Below are 15,264 nucleotides of genomic sequence, written 5' to 3'. Positions count from 1 at the left end.
CGCGAGCACCTATTGATTCCCGTCCGCAGGATAAATGTTGGAAGATTGGTGGTTTGTAGGAGTATAAACGCAGAATCTGTGCAGTTAGTCGGGAATGCCGTTCCGATTGTATTGGACGCACGGCCAGTTCGGAAGGGGGAGTCCCGCTTGGAAATCGTCAAGGACCTCTTGGATTCTGCTGAAGAGATAGTACACGTTGATAACGTGCTGATGGATCGGGAGTTCGACAGTCAGCACGTCTTGGAGATGCTCAGCCAGCGTGGCCTGTCGTATGTCGTGCCGAAACGAATGCAGACCAGCGAGAAAGCACAGGCGAAGCGATTGCGCCAGCGCGACCAAGACCGATACGAGACCGACCGGAAGCTCCACCTCGGCAAGAACGAGTGGCACGAGACGACGCTAATCTACCGTCGGAAAGAGGACTCCGAGCACGACGATCACAGGCAGTACTCGGTGTTTATGACGAATGGGGCCAGTGGCCACCTCACAGAGTACGGCTATCGGTGGGAAATCGAAAGTGGCTACAGATCGATTAAGCGGTTCATGGCGGCGACGACCTCGAAGAATTTCGGGCTGCGGTTCTTCTACTTCGCGTTCGCGTGTCTCCTGTACTCGATCTGGCGAGCTGTCGATCTGCTCGTGCAGGTTGAGTTGACTTGTGAGTACGAACATTCGCCGATCGTAACAGCCGACAACACGCTGACGCTGCTGAAGAAGGAGACTGGAATCGGATAGCGAGGCCCTCTACCCGTGGTAGCACGGCGTCTGAGTGGCTACACTACCCACGGCCTCGGAAACACTCTGAATTAGTTGACTATCGAACAATAACCTGGGTCAGAAAGCGTTCTGAATCAGTTTCTGCTCATCTATTCTTCCGACACCACGCATCACAGTCCCGCTAAACCCGTTGTAGTCTCAACTTCCAGACGCGGTAGAATTGATATCGCATTATACAATTTATCGCAAGGAGTCGGCGGCAGGCGAGACCGGCCCTAGATCTGGATTCGACGGTTGGACGCCAATCGTTTTCCCGTCCGCTACCGTCCAGTGAGTTGCACCTACACCGTGTGCGCAGGTCGCAAGTATGCCACTCGCTCAACTCCTCGAACAGTACATCAGTCTGGGTATCTTCGTCATCGCTGCAGGCCTGAGTGTACTCAGCTTCCTCGCATGGCGGCGGGAACGTGATCGTCGTATGTGGATCGTTACGCTCGGGTACGCGATGTTCGCAGTCTACGGGCTCATCGTGTTTCTCGAGTATCCGCTGCTCCCGTATTTCCCGTACGCCACGCTGGAGTTACTCGAACACGGGAGTGGGATTCTGATCCTCGGTGGCCTCCTGACGTTCTTCGTCGCTTTGACGCGGGACTGAGCAATGTCGGATCCGGACCTCGAACTGACCTCTCGGCGGGAAATCTACCAGCGAATAGCCGACACTCCCGGCGTTCACTTTCGCGCGCTCCTCGACGGGCTTGACTACGCACAGGGGACGCTCCAGTACCAGCTCAGGTGGCTCGCCGACGAAGGCCTGATCGACGCCTCGGACGACGGCAAGTACACGCGGTACTACCCGGCTGCCGAGTTCAATGAAGCCGATCGGACAGTGATGAACGCGTTGCGCCGGGAGTACAGTCGCCGCGTCCTCGCACATCTTCTCACGGACGGTCCACTCTCAACGACCGAGCTCAGTGGCCGCTTGGACAAGGCCCAATCGACGGTCTCGTGGCACCTCTCGAAACTCACGGAGGCCGGTCTCGTCACGAAAGAGCGTGACGGCCGAAGTGTCGTCTACGAGGTCAGTGACCCCGACCGAGTCGAATACCTCTACACGGTTCACCGGCGCTCGTTCACGGACAAAGTCGTCGACCGTATCCTCGGCCTCTGGGACAGCTACTAGCTCGCCGTCGCATTCGAGGGTATCCCGTGCAGCACCAGCAAGCGCAACAGGAGCACGTACACCAGAAACGCAACCGAAGGTCCTAGCAGGGGACGGACGAGTCCCATCAGGTCGGTTCCGATCGCTGCAGCATGGATTGTCCCGAACGCGAACCCGGCGTACGCGAACGAGTGGACGACGCGTGGCCCCCACGGTCGCTGGAAGCGTTTCGCGTCGGTGAACCCTAGGACTGCGACGAGGAGGATGAGCAGCGCCCCCACACCCACGGTGACGCCGCCGAGGAAGTACGGCATCGAGTACGTCGGCGCCGCAACCTGTCCGGTGACGACGAACCACGCATCGAGTACACCGAGTGCCGCGTGTAGCAACGTGACGATCATCGCGAACACGGACAGTTCGACATGCACACGTCGGGCAGCCTCGTGGAGCACTCCGAACGACTCCGTGTTGTAGAGGATACCCGTAAGAACCGCCAGATACAACGCCGGATACGTGACGAGCGCGGCACCTCGGTCGAGGAGCCAGACGAGTTGTGACATTAGGATGCCCCCGTCGTTTCGACGACATCGGGACAGCCGTCCCCGTCCTGAAACCCGTTCTTCGTTTCAGGTCGTGTCGGACACTTGTCGGCGGAGTCGTTGATACCGTCCCCGTCGTAATCAGTTGGGGCCTGTCTCGTCGAAACGGTCTGATCGACGAAATCGCCTCGTTTTTGTTCGGTCGCTTGGGCGGCGCGCACGTCCCCAATCTGCAAGAGGGCAGGGACAGCCACCACGAAGACGACGATTGCCACGGCTGTGATTCGTTGCCTATCTGTCCAAGACATGTGTATCGAACCCTTCCGTCGTATGAAAGACACCACCGTGGACGACGAGTGCCTCCAGCCCCTCCCATTCCGAAGCTAACTCGCGTGCTTCGGAAAGTGAAAGCGCCGCAAGCGTCGTCGCCAACGCGTCGGCTTCCATGCAGTCTCGGCGCGCCACGACGGTAACGGACTCGTGACGAGAGCCGAACGATTCGGTGGTCGGATCGTAGACGTGATCGGTGCCGTTCCGCGACCGTCGGTATCCGCCGGATGTTGCGACGTACCAGTCCGTATCGAGAACCTTCAGCGGCGTGTCGTCACCGTACGGGCTCTCGATGGCGACCGGGCCCGTCGGTGGGGACATATCCCCACCACCACTGACGAACCCACGTCGACCGACCCCGCCGAGTGCCTCGGCGGCCCGGTCGACGATGTACCCTTTGGCGAGGCCGTTGAGATCGAGTTGGGCGTCGGTAATGACGTGCGATTCGTTGGTTCGGACAGTTCCGGTATCGAACTCCGTCGGTGGTGTGTCACTGTCACCACGCAGGAACGCTTTGAGGTCGTGTTCGACGCCGCCTTGATGGATATCGAACACCCCGCCGGTCCGGTCGTTGTATTCGAGCCCCCGGCGGACGATACGCGCGACGTGATCGTTCACGACTCCCCCGTCACGGTTGAGCTGGCTGACGGCGCTTCCCGCATCGAAGGCGTTTAATTGCGTTTCGAGTGACTCTGCCGTTTCCCGAGCCGCAGTCACCGCAGCGCCGGCCCGGACCCCCGTCACCCGAATCCGAAACGTCGTATCACAACATTCGAACTCGGAGTGTGAGTCCCCGAACCGTTCGTAGACCGATGCGAGCGATCCCATCATCTTGGTCACTCGTCCTCGTATTCGTCGTGCTCGTCGTCCTCTCCGTGTTCTTCGTGTTCTTCCTCGTCCTCGTCGTCCTCTTTATACTCGTCCTGATCTTCCTCCTCGAATCCGGACTGTGTCTGGACTGCTGGGGTGAACTCCTGATTCGGCGTGGGCGCATCAGAAACAGCCTGTTGTGAGGCGTCTGGCGCGGTCGTATCTGGTGAGTTGGGGTGCTCACCGACCTCCACGAGGCCGCCACCGGGCAAGACAAGGGCCCCGGCGACGCCAGCTGTGAGGAGTGCACCGACGAGCGTGAGGGCGACGAGTTTGTTTTTCGGGACCGGAACGCGCATGATTAGCTCCCCCTCGATTGAGAACCGTGATCTTCGACGTGTCGGTCGTTACGTTCTGTCATCGCAGATAGAAGGTTGAGACAGCATTAGTAAGTCGTTCGCGTCCAACCCTCGAATCTTCGTACGGCTATCGAATCGGTTCTGAGGACGAACTGCCCCCGAGTGACAGTTCCCGCGGTGGTGTCTTTCGACGAATCGCTCAGGATCGATACGTCGACTGGCAGCGTACGACTGAAGCGACGAAACGGCGGTCGTCGAGTATCCCCGTCAGAACTCTGCAACCGTCGCTCGGTCGGGTTCAGTTCTTTTCCGATTGGTCCACACTGTGACGGAGGCCGTTTCCGGCAATCGCCGCCGACGGTCGGGAATCCCGTGTTGACGTTTACCAATGTTTATCCCGGGCCCTCCCCTACCGCGCGAACGCGAGCCACGTATGAGCCAGCCGACCACTAACAGGGACGTCCTCGACCAGTTCGAGCGGCGCCTCTACGACGACGTATCGATCGACGAGCCGTGGGATCTCCTCGAGGAGTTCGCTACCTTGAACCGCGTGTCGGGCAGCGACGACGAGGTCGCCGCAGCGGACTACATCTGTGATCGACTCGACGCGAACGGGATCACGTATCGGCGCCACGAGCCCGAACTCTACATCAGCCAGCCCCACAGCGCGACCATCGAGACGATCGACAGGGAGTTCGAGCCCGGACCGGTCAAGACCGTCTCGTTCTCGGCGTCGACGACCGTCTCCGGCCCCGTCGAGTACGTGGGGAGCGCCGGCGGCGATCTGCTTGAAGACGAGGAGGAGGACGACGCCCGTGAGCCGTACCACGATGTGGGTGATCTCTCGGGCCGGATCGCCCTTACCAAGGCCGGGAGCCTCTCCATCCGCGCGGTCAGGAAGCTCTCGGAGAAGGGCGCCATCGGCGTGATCGCGATCCACAAGCACGACCGCGAGCCACACAACGGGATCGCGACGCCTATCTGGGGCGGCGCGCCGCGGTACGACGAGCGCGAGAAGATTCCCGATGTGCCGATCGCCAACGTCAACAGCCCGGACGGCGAGACGCTCCGGGAGTGGGCCGAGAGCGACGCGGGGCTGGAACTGGAACTCTCGACCGACCTCACGACTGATTGGATGGAGTGCCCCGTCGTCGTCGCCGAGATCGAGGGCGAGGCGGCCCCCAACAACGACGACTTCGTGCTGCTGCACGGCCACTACGACTCGTGGTACGTCGGCGTGACCGATAACGCGACCGGCGACGCCGGCCTGCTTGAGGCGGCCCGCGTGTTCGAACAGCACAGCGACGAACTCGAGCGAAACCTCCGGATCGCGTGGTGGCCCGGTCACTCTACAGGTCGCTACGCCGGGTCGACGTGGTACGCCGACCAGTTCGCCCAGGAACTGGCCGAGCGCTGCGTCGCACAGGTCAACATGGACAGCCCCGGCGCGAAAGACGCCACCGAGTACACGGACATGTCCTGCTGGACGCCCGAAGCCCACGAGCTCGTGGGCGACGCGATCGACGACGTAACGGGCGCGCCGTACGAGGAGCAGTTCCCGTACCGCGCGGGCGACTACTCCTTCGACAACCTCGGCATCACCGGCTTCTTCATGCTCTCCTCGAACATCCCAGCGGAGATCCGGGAGGAGCGGGGGTACCATCCGGTGGGCGGCTGCGGCGGCAACTCCGACGCCTGGCACGTCTCCACCGACACGTTGGAGAAGGCCGGCGAGAACGAGCTCCTTCGGGACATCCGGCTGTACGTGATCTCGGTCGCCCGCGTGCTGAACGCGGGCGTGCTACCGTTCGACCACGCCCGGACCGCCGCGAAGCTCCGCGAAGCCGTCCAACGGTACGACGAGGTCGCGGGCGAGCAGTTCGACTTCTCGCCGACGCTCGACCGGCTGGACGCGCTGGAAGCCGAAATCGAGGCGTTCCAAGACGCCGCCGAGGCGGGCGAGATCGACGCGAGGACGGCCAACGACACGATCACGTCGCTCTCTCGGGTGCTGACTCGGCTCTATCTCGTCGAGCGCGGCCAGTTCGAACAGGATCCGGCGACGGGCCGCGAGCCGTTCCCGCGGTTCTCGGTCGCCCGGAAGTTCGAAGTCGTCGACGGTGACGAGGTCGGCTTCGTCGAGACCCAGCTCACTCGCGAGCAGAACACGGTCGTCGGCGAGCTGGAGCGGGCGCGTTCCATCGTCGCGGACGCGACGGGGGGTGGTGCCTGATGGTCGACGTCTGCTACCTCGTCCCCGGCGTCGGCCTCCCGAACGACGAGAAGGAGCGGCGCGAGCGCGTCGCGAACGAGCTCACGCCGGGCCACGTGGACGTGACGGTGATCGAGGCCGACGGGCCGGGCCCGACGAGCATCGAGAGCGCCGTCGAGGAGTACTGGTGTGTCGTCGGGTCGATGAAGACCGCCCACCGCATCCAGTCGGAGTTCGACGCGCTGGTGATCGGCTGCTTCGGCGACCCGGGCATCCGTGCGCTGCGGGAGCTGCTCTCGATCCCGGTCGTCGGGCCGGCGGAGGCGACGATCCACACCGCCGCGATGGTCGCCGACCGCTTCACCTGGCTCACCATCCTCGAGGAGACGGCACCGATGAGCTACGAGCAGGCCCACGAACACCACCTCTCGGACCGCTGTGTGAGCGTCCGCTCCGTCGACGCCCCCGTCGAGTCGATCGACCACGGCGACGATGATCTCGTCGAACGCATGGTCCGGGAGGGGAAGGCCGCAGTCGAGGAGGACGGCGCGGAGGCGCTGTTCCCCGGCTGCATGAGCCTCTCCTTCGCCCAACGGCACGACGAGATCGAGGAACGCGTCGGCGTGCCGTTCCTCGACCCCGCGAGCATCGCGCTCGAACAGGCGGCCGCGTGGGCACGCCACGGCGTCGCCCAGAGCGCGAAAACGTACCCCGAGCCGAAGTTCGAGAAGCTCGGCGATCTGTTGGGTGAGCCCCCCGCCGCGGCCGATGACTGAGACGCGGCGACGGTCAGCCGCGTTTCGGTGAGGACTAATCGCCGCGACGGTCAGCCGGCCACTGTCCTCGGCGGCCGGTCTCCGGCGAAGCTATTTGACCGACCGCTTGTGAGTTCCCCACATGGACGACGACCCGTCCGTGACGGCTGACGAGATCGGAGCGTACGCCCGGCGGGCACGGCTCGACCCGGACCGGTTCGATCCGGCGGAGCAGGCAGCCGCCATCGAGGTACAGGACGACCTCGTCGCCCGCCTCGACGAGCTCGAAGCGCCGACGCCGCCCGATCGGGAGTGCTGGGAGCCGACTGAGGACGAGGACCCGAACGCGGCGTTTCTCTCCCGGTGTGACCTCCAGCGAACCGACGACGGGGTGCTGTCCGGGCTGACGGTCGCCGTCAAGGACAACATCGCTGTCGCGGGGCTCCCGATGACCGCCGGCTCGCCACTGTTCGCCAACCACGTCCCGGCAGAGGACGCGACCGTCGTCGACCGAATACTGGACGCTGGCGGGCGGATCATTGGGAAGGCAAACATGGACGAGTTCGCACTCGGCGGCGACGCGGCGACGATGCGCTTCCGGCTGGCCCGGAACCCCAACGACCCCGACCACCAGCCCGGCGGCTCCTCGGCCGGCAGCGGGGTGGCCGTCGCCGACGGGCTCGCAGACGTGGCACTGGGGAGCGACACCGGGGGGTCGGTCCGGTTCCCCGCCTCGTTCTGTGGCGTCGTCGGGCTGAAACCTAGCCGGGGGCTCGTCCCGACGACGGGGTTCGTCCAGTTCTCCAAGCTCAACGACGAGATCGGCGTGCTCGCGGACAGCGTCGAGGACGCCGCCCGTACGCTCGACGCGATCGCGGGGGCGGACCCGCGGGACGCCGCCACGGACGGGGCGATCTCCGAGAGGTACGTCGGCGCGGTCGACGGCGTCGATGCTGCCGCGGTCGAGTCGCTCACCGTTGGCGTCCCCAAGGAGCTGTTCGGGGGCGATCCGGCGGTCGACGCGACGGTCCGGGCCGCCCTCGACGAGCTCGCGGCCGCCGGCGCGACCGTACGCGAGGTGTCGATCCCCGACTTCGAGTACGCCGTCCCGGCCTGGTGGGCGATCGCGATGATCGAGGTCGCCGCCTACGTCGAGCGGAACGGGGCCAACCTCTGGCAGCGCTCGGTCGGCGACCCGGCGTTCACGGCGGCCGTCGGCGAGGCGCTCGCGGAGCGATCCGACGAGCTCGGCGACTACCCCGCTGAGGTGTTGCTGTACGGGCAGCACCTGCTCGCGACGGACGGCCCGGAGTACTACGCCCGAGCCCAGTGCGCCCGGGAGCTGGTGACCGCCGGCGTCGCCGATGCGCTCGCGGCGGTGGACGTGCTCGCGGGCCCGACGACGCCGATGGTCGCCCCCGCATGGGAGGGAGAGAGCTACTTAGCGGACAGTACGCTCGACGAGGCAGTTCGGACGACGGGGCCGTTCAACCTCACCGGCAATCCGGCCGTTTCGGTGCCCTGTGGGACGAACGACGGACTCCCGGTTGGGCTGCAGTTCGTCGGGCCGCGAGGCGCCGACGCGGCCACCCTCCGCGCGGCGGCGATCTGGGAGCGGATCGACGGGTAGGCGGGACTCGGCTACTTCCGGCCCCGTGAGTCACCCTGAATTCCACGCGTCTCGACAGCCGGGAGGCGCTAGCTGAACGCCGGGACGACCTCGTCGGCGAACAGCTCTACGCCAGTCGAATCCGGGAAGTCGACGAACTCCAGGGCGGCTTCGTCGACGCCGAGTTCGGCGTAGGGCTCAAGCTCCTCGATCAGCTGTTCGGGCGTCCCGATGAGGTTGTTGTACGAGGCCATCGGGTCGTCGGGATCCGGATCGCGGAACCGCGGCACCTCGTCGAGGATCGCCTCGACCTCCGCCTCCGTCTCTCGGACGATACACCGTGCGAACCAGGACACGTCGATATCGTCGTACTCGGTGTCGTACGTCTCACAGTGCGAGCGCAGCACGTCGAGTTTGTGCGACATGAGCTCGGTCGGCCCCCAGTAGTTCCACTCGTCGGCGTGTTTAGCGGCGATCCGGAGCGTGAACTCCTCGCCGCCGCCGCCGACCATGATCGGCGGCCGGGGCTCCTGACGCGGCCCCGGGCGGCAGCTGGCGCCGTCGAGCTGGTAGTAGTCGCCGTCGTAGTCGACGTCGTCCTCGGTCCAGAGGCGTTTCGTGAGTTCGATCGTCTCTTCCATCGCCCGCAGTCGCTCGGGCGCGTCCGGCCAGTCGTAGCCGTAGGCCACCGCCTCGTCCGCCTTCCAGCCGGCGCCCATCCCGAGCTTGAGCCGGCCGTCGCTGACGTTGTCGACTTCGGCGGCCATCTTCGCCAGCAGGGGGCCGTGGCGGAGCTCGTTGTTCACCGTTTTCGGGAACAGAGTCACCTCCTCGGTCGCACCGGCGAGGGCCGTCAGGGTGGTGAAGCACTCGGTGGTCGCCCCGTCACCCGCGAGCAGGTGGTCGGGGACGCCCAGACCGTCGAACCCCGCGGCCTCCGTCGCTCGGGCGAACGACCGCTGTTTCTCCCACGAGATCGAGTCACAGAACGCCAGCGTGGAGTACTCTGACGCGCCGGCGGCAGTCGGAATGTTGGCTGCGAACCGCATCGTCCCTACTATCCCCCACCACGGATAAAGAACTACCCCCGGTATGGGTGCACACCGTCTACAGCGACCGGCGTAGCCGCCGGAGCGCCGCCACGACGTCGTTTCGGGCACGCCGGAGCTGGAGTTCGAGGAAGCGCTCCTCGTCGCTGTCGAGATCGGGGAGCTGCTCGACAGGCGCCAACTGCGGCAGCGGCGCCCGGCTCTCGGCGGGGTCCTGCTCGAACCGACCCTCGGTGACGAACTGGAGCCGGGTCAGCCCCTTCACCAGCCTGTCGGCGGCGTCGGGGTAGCCGTCGGCGTCGTCGAGGAACGCGGTCGTCGCCTCCCGGAGCGCGTCGAGCTCGTCGATCACCGGGCCGAGATCGAAGCCGCTGGCGGCGTCGTACTCCGCGGCCGTCGACGCGAGCTGGTCGATCACCCGAACCGGGTTCGCGGGGCGCTCGGCGCGACTCAGCCGGGCAGTGGCGAGGGTGTATACTTCCGTGTCCCGCTCCAGCACGTCCGGGTCGGCTTTCTCGATCGTATCCGTCGAGAGGTGCCACGCGTCGGCGTGGCCGCCCGAGCCGCCGACGGGGTGGTAGGCCCGTTTCTCCCGGACTGACTCGGGGATGCTGGACTGCAGTGACATCCCCGGAATGCCGAGGTTGTTGAACGAGTAGTCGCCCGCCCGCGCCGGCCGGAACTCGCTCGTCGCTTTCCCGGTCACGTCGTCGATGGTGTCGGCCGCTACGTCGTTGACCGCGGCCATCCACTTCACGCGCTCGTCGTACTCGGTCGCGTCGGCGACGCCCGGGGAGTCGATGTTCACGTGCGCGACACAGCGCTCGGCCAGCTCCTGGGCGAACTCGTCGGTGAACCACGTGGAGCCGGCGTATCTCCCGGTCGAGTGCCCCGGCCACCACGCGACCCACACGTCCCGGCGAAGCTCCTCCTGATGCTGCTGCAACACTCTGGCCAGCTCCAGTAAGGTTGCATCGCCGGTCGCGTTGTCGGTGACGCCCTCGTACCACGAGTCGATGTGACCGTGGGCGAGCACGAACTCGTCGACGGCCGGCGCGGCCTCGCCAGGAATCCGGGCGACGACGAGGGGCGCGGTCTGCCACTCGGTCGTCGTCTCGGCGGAGACGGTCACCTCGGCACCGGCGGCGGCTTTCTCCCGGAGCTCGCGGCCGTCGCTCGCGGAGACGTTCGCCACGAGCAGGTCGGGTATCCGATCACTTTCGTCGTAGGGCGGCGCGCCGCCCCAGACGGGGGTGACGATCCCCTCGTGGGGCTCGCGCTCGTGTGGGTGGATGCCGACGAACGCCTCGGCGCCACGGTCGGCGAGCTCCGAGATCGCGCTGATCGGGATGATCGACTCGCTCATCACGACTGTGCCGGAGAGATCAGCGGGGAGGCCGGCCAGAGAGACCGAGAGCATGGCCTCGATGGAGTCCATCTCGTCGTCGTTCTCGACGTAGACGAGGTCGCCCTCGGCGGTCTCGTTCGCCGAGAACGCGACCGTCTTCGCCGACGCCGCCGTCCAGCCGTCGTCGGTTTCGACACTCGCGTCGCCGGGCGTGCTCAGATACAGCGACGGCTCGAACAGCTCGTGATCGACACCGAACTGTTCGAGTCGGTCCGTCACGTACGCCGCCGCCGCCCGTTCGTCGTCGCTGCCCGAGACGCGTTCGAGCTCGGCGAACCGTTCGACGAGCGCCCACGGCTCGTCGGCCGAGACGTCGTCGACGATGGCGGCGTCGGTCCCCGACAGCGATGGCTTCCCCTCCTCGTAGAGTCGCTGACCCATGCCGGACGTTCAGGAGCCGGCCGGTAATAGTTTCTCGTAAATGACATAGGGCCGGCAGGACCTCCCGGCCCGACCGCGACGGCGGTGGCCGAGGGGGAGACGAACGCCCCCGGAGCCGAGCCCCCGGCCCGCCGGCCTCGACACGAGATATTTCCTAGATGATTCACGTACATCCAATATAGCTATTATTAACTTCTATTAAAAACTGGGCAAAGTATATTTCACTAGCGGGGCGCCCTATGACAAACATTTAAATAAGTTTGGGGGTTGGGTACAACCATGCCTGAGAATGATTGGCAAGATAACCGGCGGAAGTTCCTCCAGGCCGCGGCATCGGCTGGCCTGATCGGACTCGCCGGCTGTACTGGCGGTGACGGCACGGAAACACCGACTGACACGGATTCCGGCTCGTCCGGGAACGGCGACACCGACACCCAGACGGCGATGCCGAAGCGTGGCGGCTCGCTGAACTTCGCCCAGACGTCGTCGCCGGTGGAGCTCGACCCCGTCAACAACAACGGCGGGAACTACTCCATCATGCTGAAGAACCTGGTGTACTCCCCGGTGCTCGGCTACGACCGGAACACCAACCTCGTCCCGATCCTCGCCGAAGAAATCCCTACCCTCGACGGCAACGAGTTCACGCTCAACCTCGACCCCGACGCGACGTTCCACAACGGGGACCCCGTGACCGCGGAGGACGTGAAGTACACGTTCGAGGCGACCGTCGAGGAGCAGACCAGCTACGCCTCCAACTTCAGCATCGTCGAATCCATCGACGTCGAGGACGACCAGACCGCCCACTTCACGCTGACAGAGCCGTACGTCCCGATCCTCCACGCCATCGCGCACCCGGTCGCCCCGAAGAGCGTCCGTGAGGAGGACCCCGAAGGGTTCGGGATCAGCACGTTCGTCGGCTCCGGCCCGTTCGAAGTGACGGATTTCGCGGAGAACGACCACGTCACCATGGCGGGCTGGGACGACTACTGGGGCAGCGGCAGCCCCAACCTCGACGAGGTGACGTTCACGCCGATCAACGAGCCCACCAACCGCGTGACCCAGCTCCAGACGGGCGAGCAGGACGTGATCAACCGCATCCCGCCCCAGTTCTGGACCACCGTCCAGAACATGGACGACGCGGACGTGATCGAGGGGCCCTCGCTGAGCTACCAGTTCGCCGCGTTCAACCAGAACGAGGGGGAGTGTGCCAAGCGCGACGTCCGGCTGGCGATTGACCACTGTGTCGACCTCGACCAGGCCATCGAGCAGTACATCAAGCCGGGCGGGGGCCGGATCCACAGCCCGGTGCCCGCCTCCGTCGCGGAGGCGTGGGACATGCCCCTCGAGGAGTGGGAGAACAGCTGGGCCGAGAAGGATATCGACCGTGCACAGGAGCTGTTCGAGAGCGCCGGCGTGCCCGACGACTGGACGTGTAACATCATCGTCTCCTCCACCGAGAAGCGCCGGCAGGTCGCCGTCTCGATCGCGAACGGGATCCAGGAGGCCGGCTACGACGCGCAGGTGCAGTACCTCGACTTCGCGACGATGCTCGATAGGTTCGACTCCGGCGACGCCAGCCAGGTGAACATCTACCTGCTGGGCTGGACGCGCGCCCCCGAGCCCGACCGCTTCCTGTACGAACTGCTCCACATCGACGGCGCGTTCCAGGGACAGTACTACGACAACGATCGGTTCAACGAACTGCTGGCCGAGGCGCGAGTCACCGCCGACCGCGAGCAGCGCCGCGAGATGTACATCGAGGCGATCAACCTCTTCGTCGAGGACCGCGTCCACCTTCCGCTGTACTACACCTCCATCTCGATGGGCGTGAAGAACTACGTCAAGGGGCTGAAAACCCACCCCGTCTCGACGTACAACCCCTACCTGTACGGCGAGCGGAACAACACCAACGGCGAGGCGGAAGGCTCGAACGTCTGGATGGACCAGTAACCCCTCCCCGACGACCGTTTTCGCACTCACGACGACATAGATGTCACACTTACGATACACCCTCAAACGGCTGCTACAGGCGATCCCCGTGCTCATCGGCATCTCGTCGATCACGTTCTTCCTGATCAACGCGATGCCCGGCTCGCCGGTGGAGGTGATGCTCGGCCCGACTGCGAGCGAGGAGCTCATCGCCGCCGCCGAGGAACGCTACGGGTTCGACCAACCCATCCACGTACGGTACGTCAAGTACATCCTCGCGGCGATAGGCGGCGATCTGGGGCGCAGTATCCACTACGGCGTCCCGGTCACGACCAAGATCATGGAGCGGCTGCCGGTGACGCTCCTGCTGCTGGCGTCGAGTTTCACGTTCGCCCTCAGCGTCGCGATCCCGCTGGGCATCGTCTCGGCGCGCCGCCGGAACCAGCCGGTCGACCACGCCTCCCGCGTCGTGTCGCTGATCGGCGTCAGCACCCCCAACTTCTGGATCGGGCTGCTCCTGATCATCGTGTTCGGCTACCACTTGGAGGTGCTCCCCTCGAACGGGTTGGTGATGCCGTTGTCCCCGATATCGGAGGTGGAAGGAGCCACCTCACGGCTCGACGTGTTGGTCGAGACCGCCCGGAGCCTGATCATGCCCACGATCGCGCTGGGCACGCTCCAGATGGCGGCAGTCTCCCGGATCGAGCGGTCGTCGATGCTCGAAGTGCTCGGCCGGGACTACATCAGCTTGGCCCGCGCGTTCGGCGTGAAAGAGTCGGTGATCACCCGGAAACACGCGTTCCGCAACGCGCAGTTACCGGTGGTGACCATCATCGGGCTCCAGCTCACCTCCGCGCTGGGCGGCGCCGTGCTGACCGAGACAGTGTTCAATATCAACGGGATGGGCCGACTGATCATTCAGGCGGTCCGCACGCAGGACTACGCGCTCATCATGGGGACGACGTTGTTCTTCGGCGTCATGTTCGTGATCGGTACGCTGCTCACGGACCTGACCTACGCGTACCTCGATCCCCGCGTGACCTACGAGGGTGAGGAGTGATGGCGGCCGAAACCGAGGGGGACGGCGAGGAGTACGAGTCCCGCGTCGGCGCCTCCTACATGCTCTCCCGGCTGCTCGGGGACACCACCGCCCGGATCAGCCTCGTACTGATCGCGGTCATCTCCGGGATGGCGCTGTTCGCGTTCGTCGACGCCGAGTTCCTCGACTACCAGCTGGCGGAGACGTTCCTCTACCACCCGCTCCGGAACAACGCCGGCACCCGGCCGCTCCTGCCGCCGGTCGGTCTCAGCAACCAGTTCGGCGAGGGCGTGCTCGCCCACCCGCTTGGCACCGACACCCGCGGCCGTGACATCGCGGTCCGACTGCTGTACGGCTCCCGTATCGCCATCCAGATCGCGCTGGTCTCGACCACCATCGGCGTAGTCGTCGGCACCGCCGTCGGCGCCGTCTCGGGCTACTACGGCGGCTGGATCGACGACGTGCTGATGCGGTTTGTGGAGATCCTCTACTCCATCCCGTTCTTGGTGCTCGTGATCGCGTTCATGGCCGCGTTCGGCCGGGAGCTCATCTACGCGATGATCGGGGTGAGTATCATCTCGATCCCGATCTTCGCCCGGCTGATCCGCTCGGAAGTGCTCAGCATCCGCGAGGAGACGTACGTCGAAGCCGCCCAGGCGGCGGGCGTGAAGGACCGGAACATCCTGCTGCGCCACGTCATCCCGAACAGCTTCGCGCCGGTCGTCGTCCAGACGACCCTGCAGATGGGGACCAACATCCTGATCGTGGCCGGACTGTCGTTCCTCGGCTTCGGCGCCCAGCCCCCCACGCCGTCGTGGGGGCAGATGCTCTCGATCGCGCGTAACTACATGCTCCCGGCCCCGTGGTTCTCGGTCTGGCCGGGGCTGGCCATCCTGCTCACCGTGATGGCGTTCAACATCCTCGGCGACGGGCTCCGCGACACGCTGGACCCGCGGCTGGAGGACTAA

At 65.2% G+C, this 15,264-nt stretch carries 14 protein-coding genes and 1 pseudogene; 9 read left to right on the top strand and 6 right to left on the bottom strand.

Annotated features, from left to right (window positions below):
• Positions 1–75: 75 nt before the first annotated feature.
• From BN1959_RS06405 to BN1959_RS06395, 3 genes and pseudogenes are all read left to right on the top strand, one after another.
• Positions 76–735: pseudogene (locus tag BN1959_RS06405) on the top strand (transposase); the annotation flags it as partial.
• A gap of 349 nt (positions 736–1,084) precedes the next feature.
• Positions 1,085–1,372, top strand: coding sequence for a hypothetical protein (locus tag BN1959_RS06400; RefSeq protein ID WP_053947864.1), 288 nt, complete (start codon positions 1,085–1,087; stop codon positions 1,370–1,372).
• A 3-nt stretch (positions 1,373–1,375) separates the two neighbouring features.
• Entirely contained in the window at positions 1,376–1,897 is a 522-nt protein-coding gene (locus BN1959_RS06395; RefSeq protein WP_053947863.1) for a winged helix-turn-helix transcriptional regulator, read from the top strand.
• On the opposite strand, the gene BN1959_RS06390 is transcribed toward BN1959_RS06395, so the two are convergent.
• Genes BN1959_RS06390 through BN1959_RS06375 form a run of 4 tightly spaced genes read right to left on the bottom strand, consistent with a single transcriptional unit; the run spans position 1,894 to position 3,914 of the window.
• On the bottom strand, positions 1,894–2,436 hold the full coding sequence (locus tag BN1959_RS06390) for a hypothetical protein (RefSeq protein WP_053947862.1): 543 nt from the start codon (positions 2,434–2,436) through the stop codon (positions 1,894–1,896). The genes BN1959_RS06395 and BN1959_RS06390 overlap by 4 nt on opposite strands.
• Complete coding sequence (locus tag BN1959_RS06385) at positions 2,436–2,690, bottom strand: thrombospondin type 3 repeat-containing protein (protein ID WP_237560307.1); 255 nt, start codon at positions 2,688–2,690, stop codon at positions 2,436–2,438. Before BN1959_RS06385 ends, BN1959_RS06390 begins: the two co-directional genes overlap by 1 nt.
• A gap of 16 nt (positions 2,691–2,706) precedes the next feature.
• Positions 2,707–3,576 carry an FAD:protein FMN transferase gene (locus tag BN1959_RS06380; protein ID WP_079978616.1) on the bottom strand — a complete coding sequence of 290 codons (870 nt, stop codon included), beginning with the start codon at positions 3,574–3,576 and terminating at the stop codon, positions 2,707–2,709.
• 5 nt (positions 3,577–3,581) lie between these two features.
• Positions 3,582–3,914, bottom strand: coding sequence for a hypothetical protein (locus tag BN1959_RS06375; protein WP_053947860.1), 333 nt, complete (start codon positions 3,912–3,914; stop codon positions 3,582–3,584).
• 433 nt (positions 3,915–4,347) lie between these two features.
• Here BN1959_RS06375 and BN1959_RS06370 point away from each other — a divergent pair, with 433 nt between their 5' ends.
• The 3 genes from BN1959_RS06370 to BN1959_RS06360 all read left to right on the top strand — a co-directional run bounded on the left by BN1959_RS06370 (position 4,348) and on the right by BN1959_RS06360 (position 8,511).
• A complete protein-coding gene (locus BN1959_RS06370; RefSeq protein ID WP_053947859.1) occupies positions 4,348–6,147 on the top strand; it encodes a M28 family peptidase in 1,800 nt (599 codons plus the stop codon).
• Positions 6,147–6,902, top strand: a complete 756-nt coding sequence (locus BN1959_RS06365; protein WP_053947858.1) for an aspartate/glutamate racemase family protein — start codon at positions 6,147–6,149, stop codon at positions 6,900–6,902. The genes BN1959_RS06370 and BN1959_RS06365 overlap by 1 nt, the downstream gene beginning before the upstream one ends.
• A gap of 121 nt (positions 6,903–7,023) precedes the next feature.
• Positions 7,024–8,511, top strand: coding sequence for an amidase (locus BN1959_RS06360; protein WP_053947857.1), 1,488 nt, complete (start codon positions 7,024–7,026; stop codon positions 8,509–8,511).
• A gap of 68 nt (positions 8,512–8,579) precedes the next feature.
• Here the strand turns inward: BN1959_RS06360 and BN1959_RS06355 are convergent, their stop codons facing one another.
• Together BN1959_RS06355 and BN1959_RS06350 are read right to left on the bottom strand one after the other, a co-directional pair.
• Positions 8,580–9,539 carry an LLM class flavin-dependent oxidoreductase gene (locus BN1959_RS06355; RefSeq protein ID WP_053947856.1) on the bottom strand — a complete coding sequence of 320 codons (960 nt, stop codon included), beginning with the start codon at positions 9,537–9,539 and terminating at the stop codon, positions 8,580–8,582.
• A 58-nt stretch (positions 9,540–9,597) separates the two neighbouring features.
• Positions 9,598–11,328: a M28 family peptidase gene (locus BN1959_RS06350; protein WP_053947855.1), complete on the bottom strand. Its 1,731-nt coding sequence runs from the start codon at positions 11,326–11,328 to the stop codon at positions 9,598–9,600.
• Positions 11,329–11,607: 279 nt separating this feature from the next.
• Between BN1959_RS06350 and BN1959_RS06345 the strand changes: the two genes are divergently transcribed.
• Genes BN1959_RS06345 through BN1959_RS06335 form a run of 3 tightly spaced genes read left to right on the top strand, consistent with a single transcriptional unit; the run spans position 11,608 to position 15,264 of the window.
• Positions 11,608–13,278 (top strand): ABC transporter substrate-binding protein, encoded by a 1,671-nt coding sequence (locus BN1959_RS06345; RefSeq protein ID WP_053947854.1) that lies wholly within the window; start codon positions 11,608–11,610, stop codon positions 13,276–13,278.
• Positions 13,279–13,318: 40 nt separating this feature from the next.
• Entirely contained in the window at positions 13,319–14,317 is a 999-nt protein-coding gene (locus tag BN1959_RS06340) for an ABC transporter permease (RefSeq protein ID WP_053947853.1), read from the top strand.
• The gene (locus tag BN1959_RS06335; RefSeq protein ID WP_053947852.1) at positions 14,317–15,264 is read left to right on the top strand and encodes an ABC transporter permease; all 948 of its coding nucleotides are present in this window, start codon (positions 14,317–14,319) and stop codon (positions 15,262–15,264) included. The genes BN1959_RS06340 and BN1959_RS06335 overlap by 1 nt, the downstream gene beginning before the upstream one ends.

It is taken from the genome of Halolamina sediminis (assembly GCF_001282785.1).
Taxonomy (GTDB): Archaea; Halobacteriota; Halobacteria; order Halobacteriales; family Haloferacaceae; genus Halolamina; species Halolamina sediminis.
This window is presented reverse-complemented; position numbering and strand designations above follow the sequence as displayed.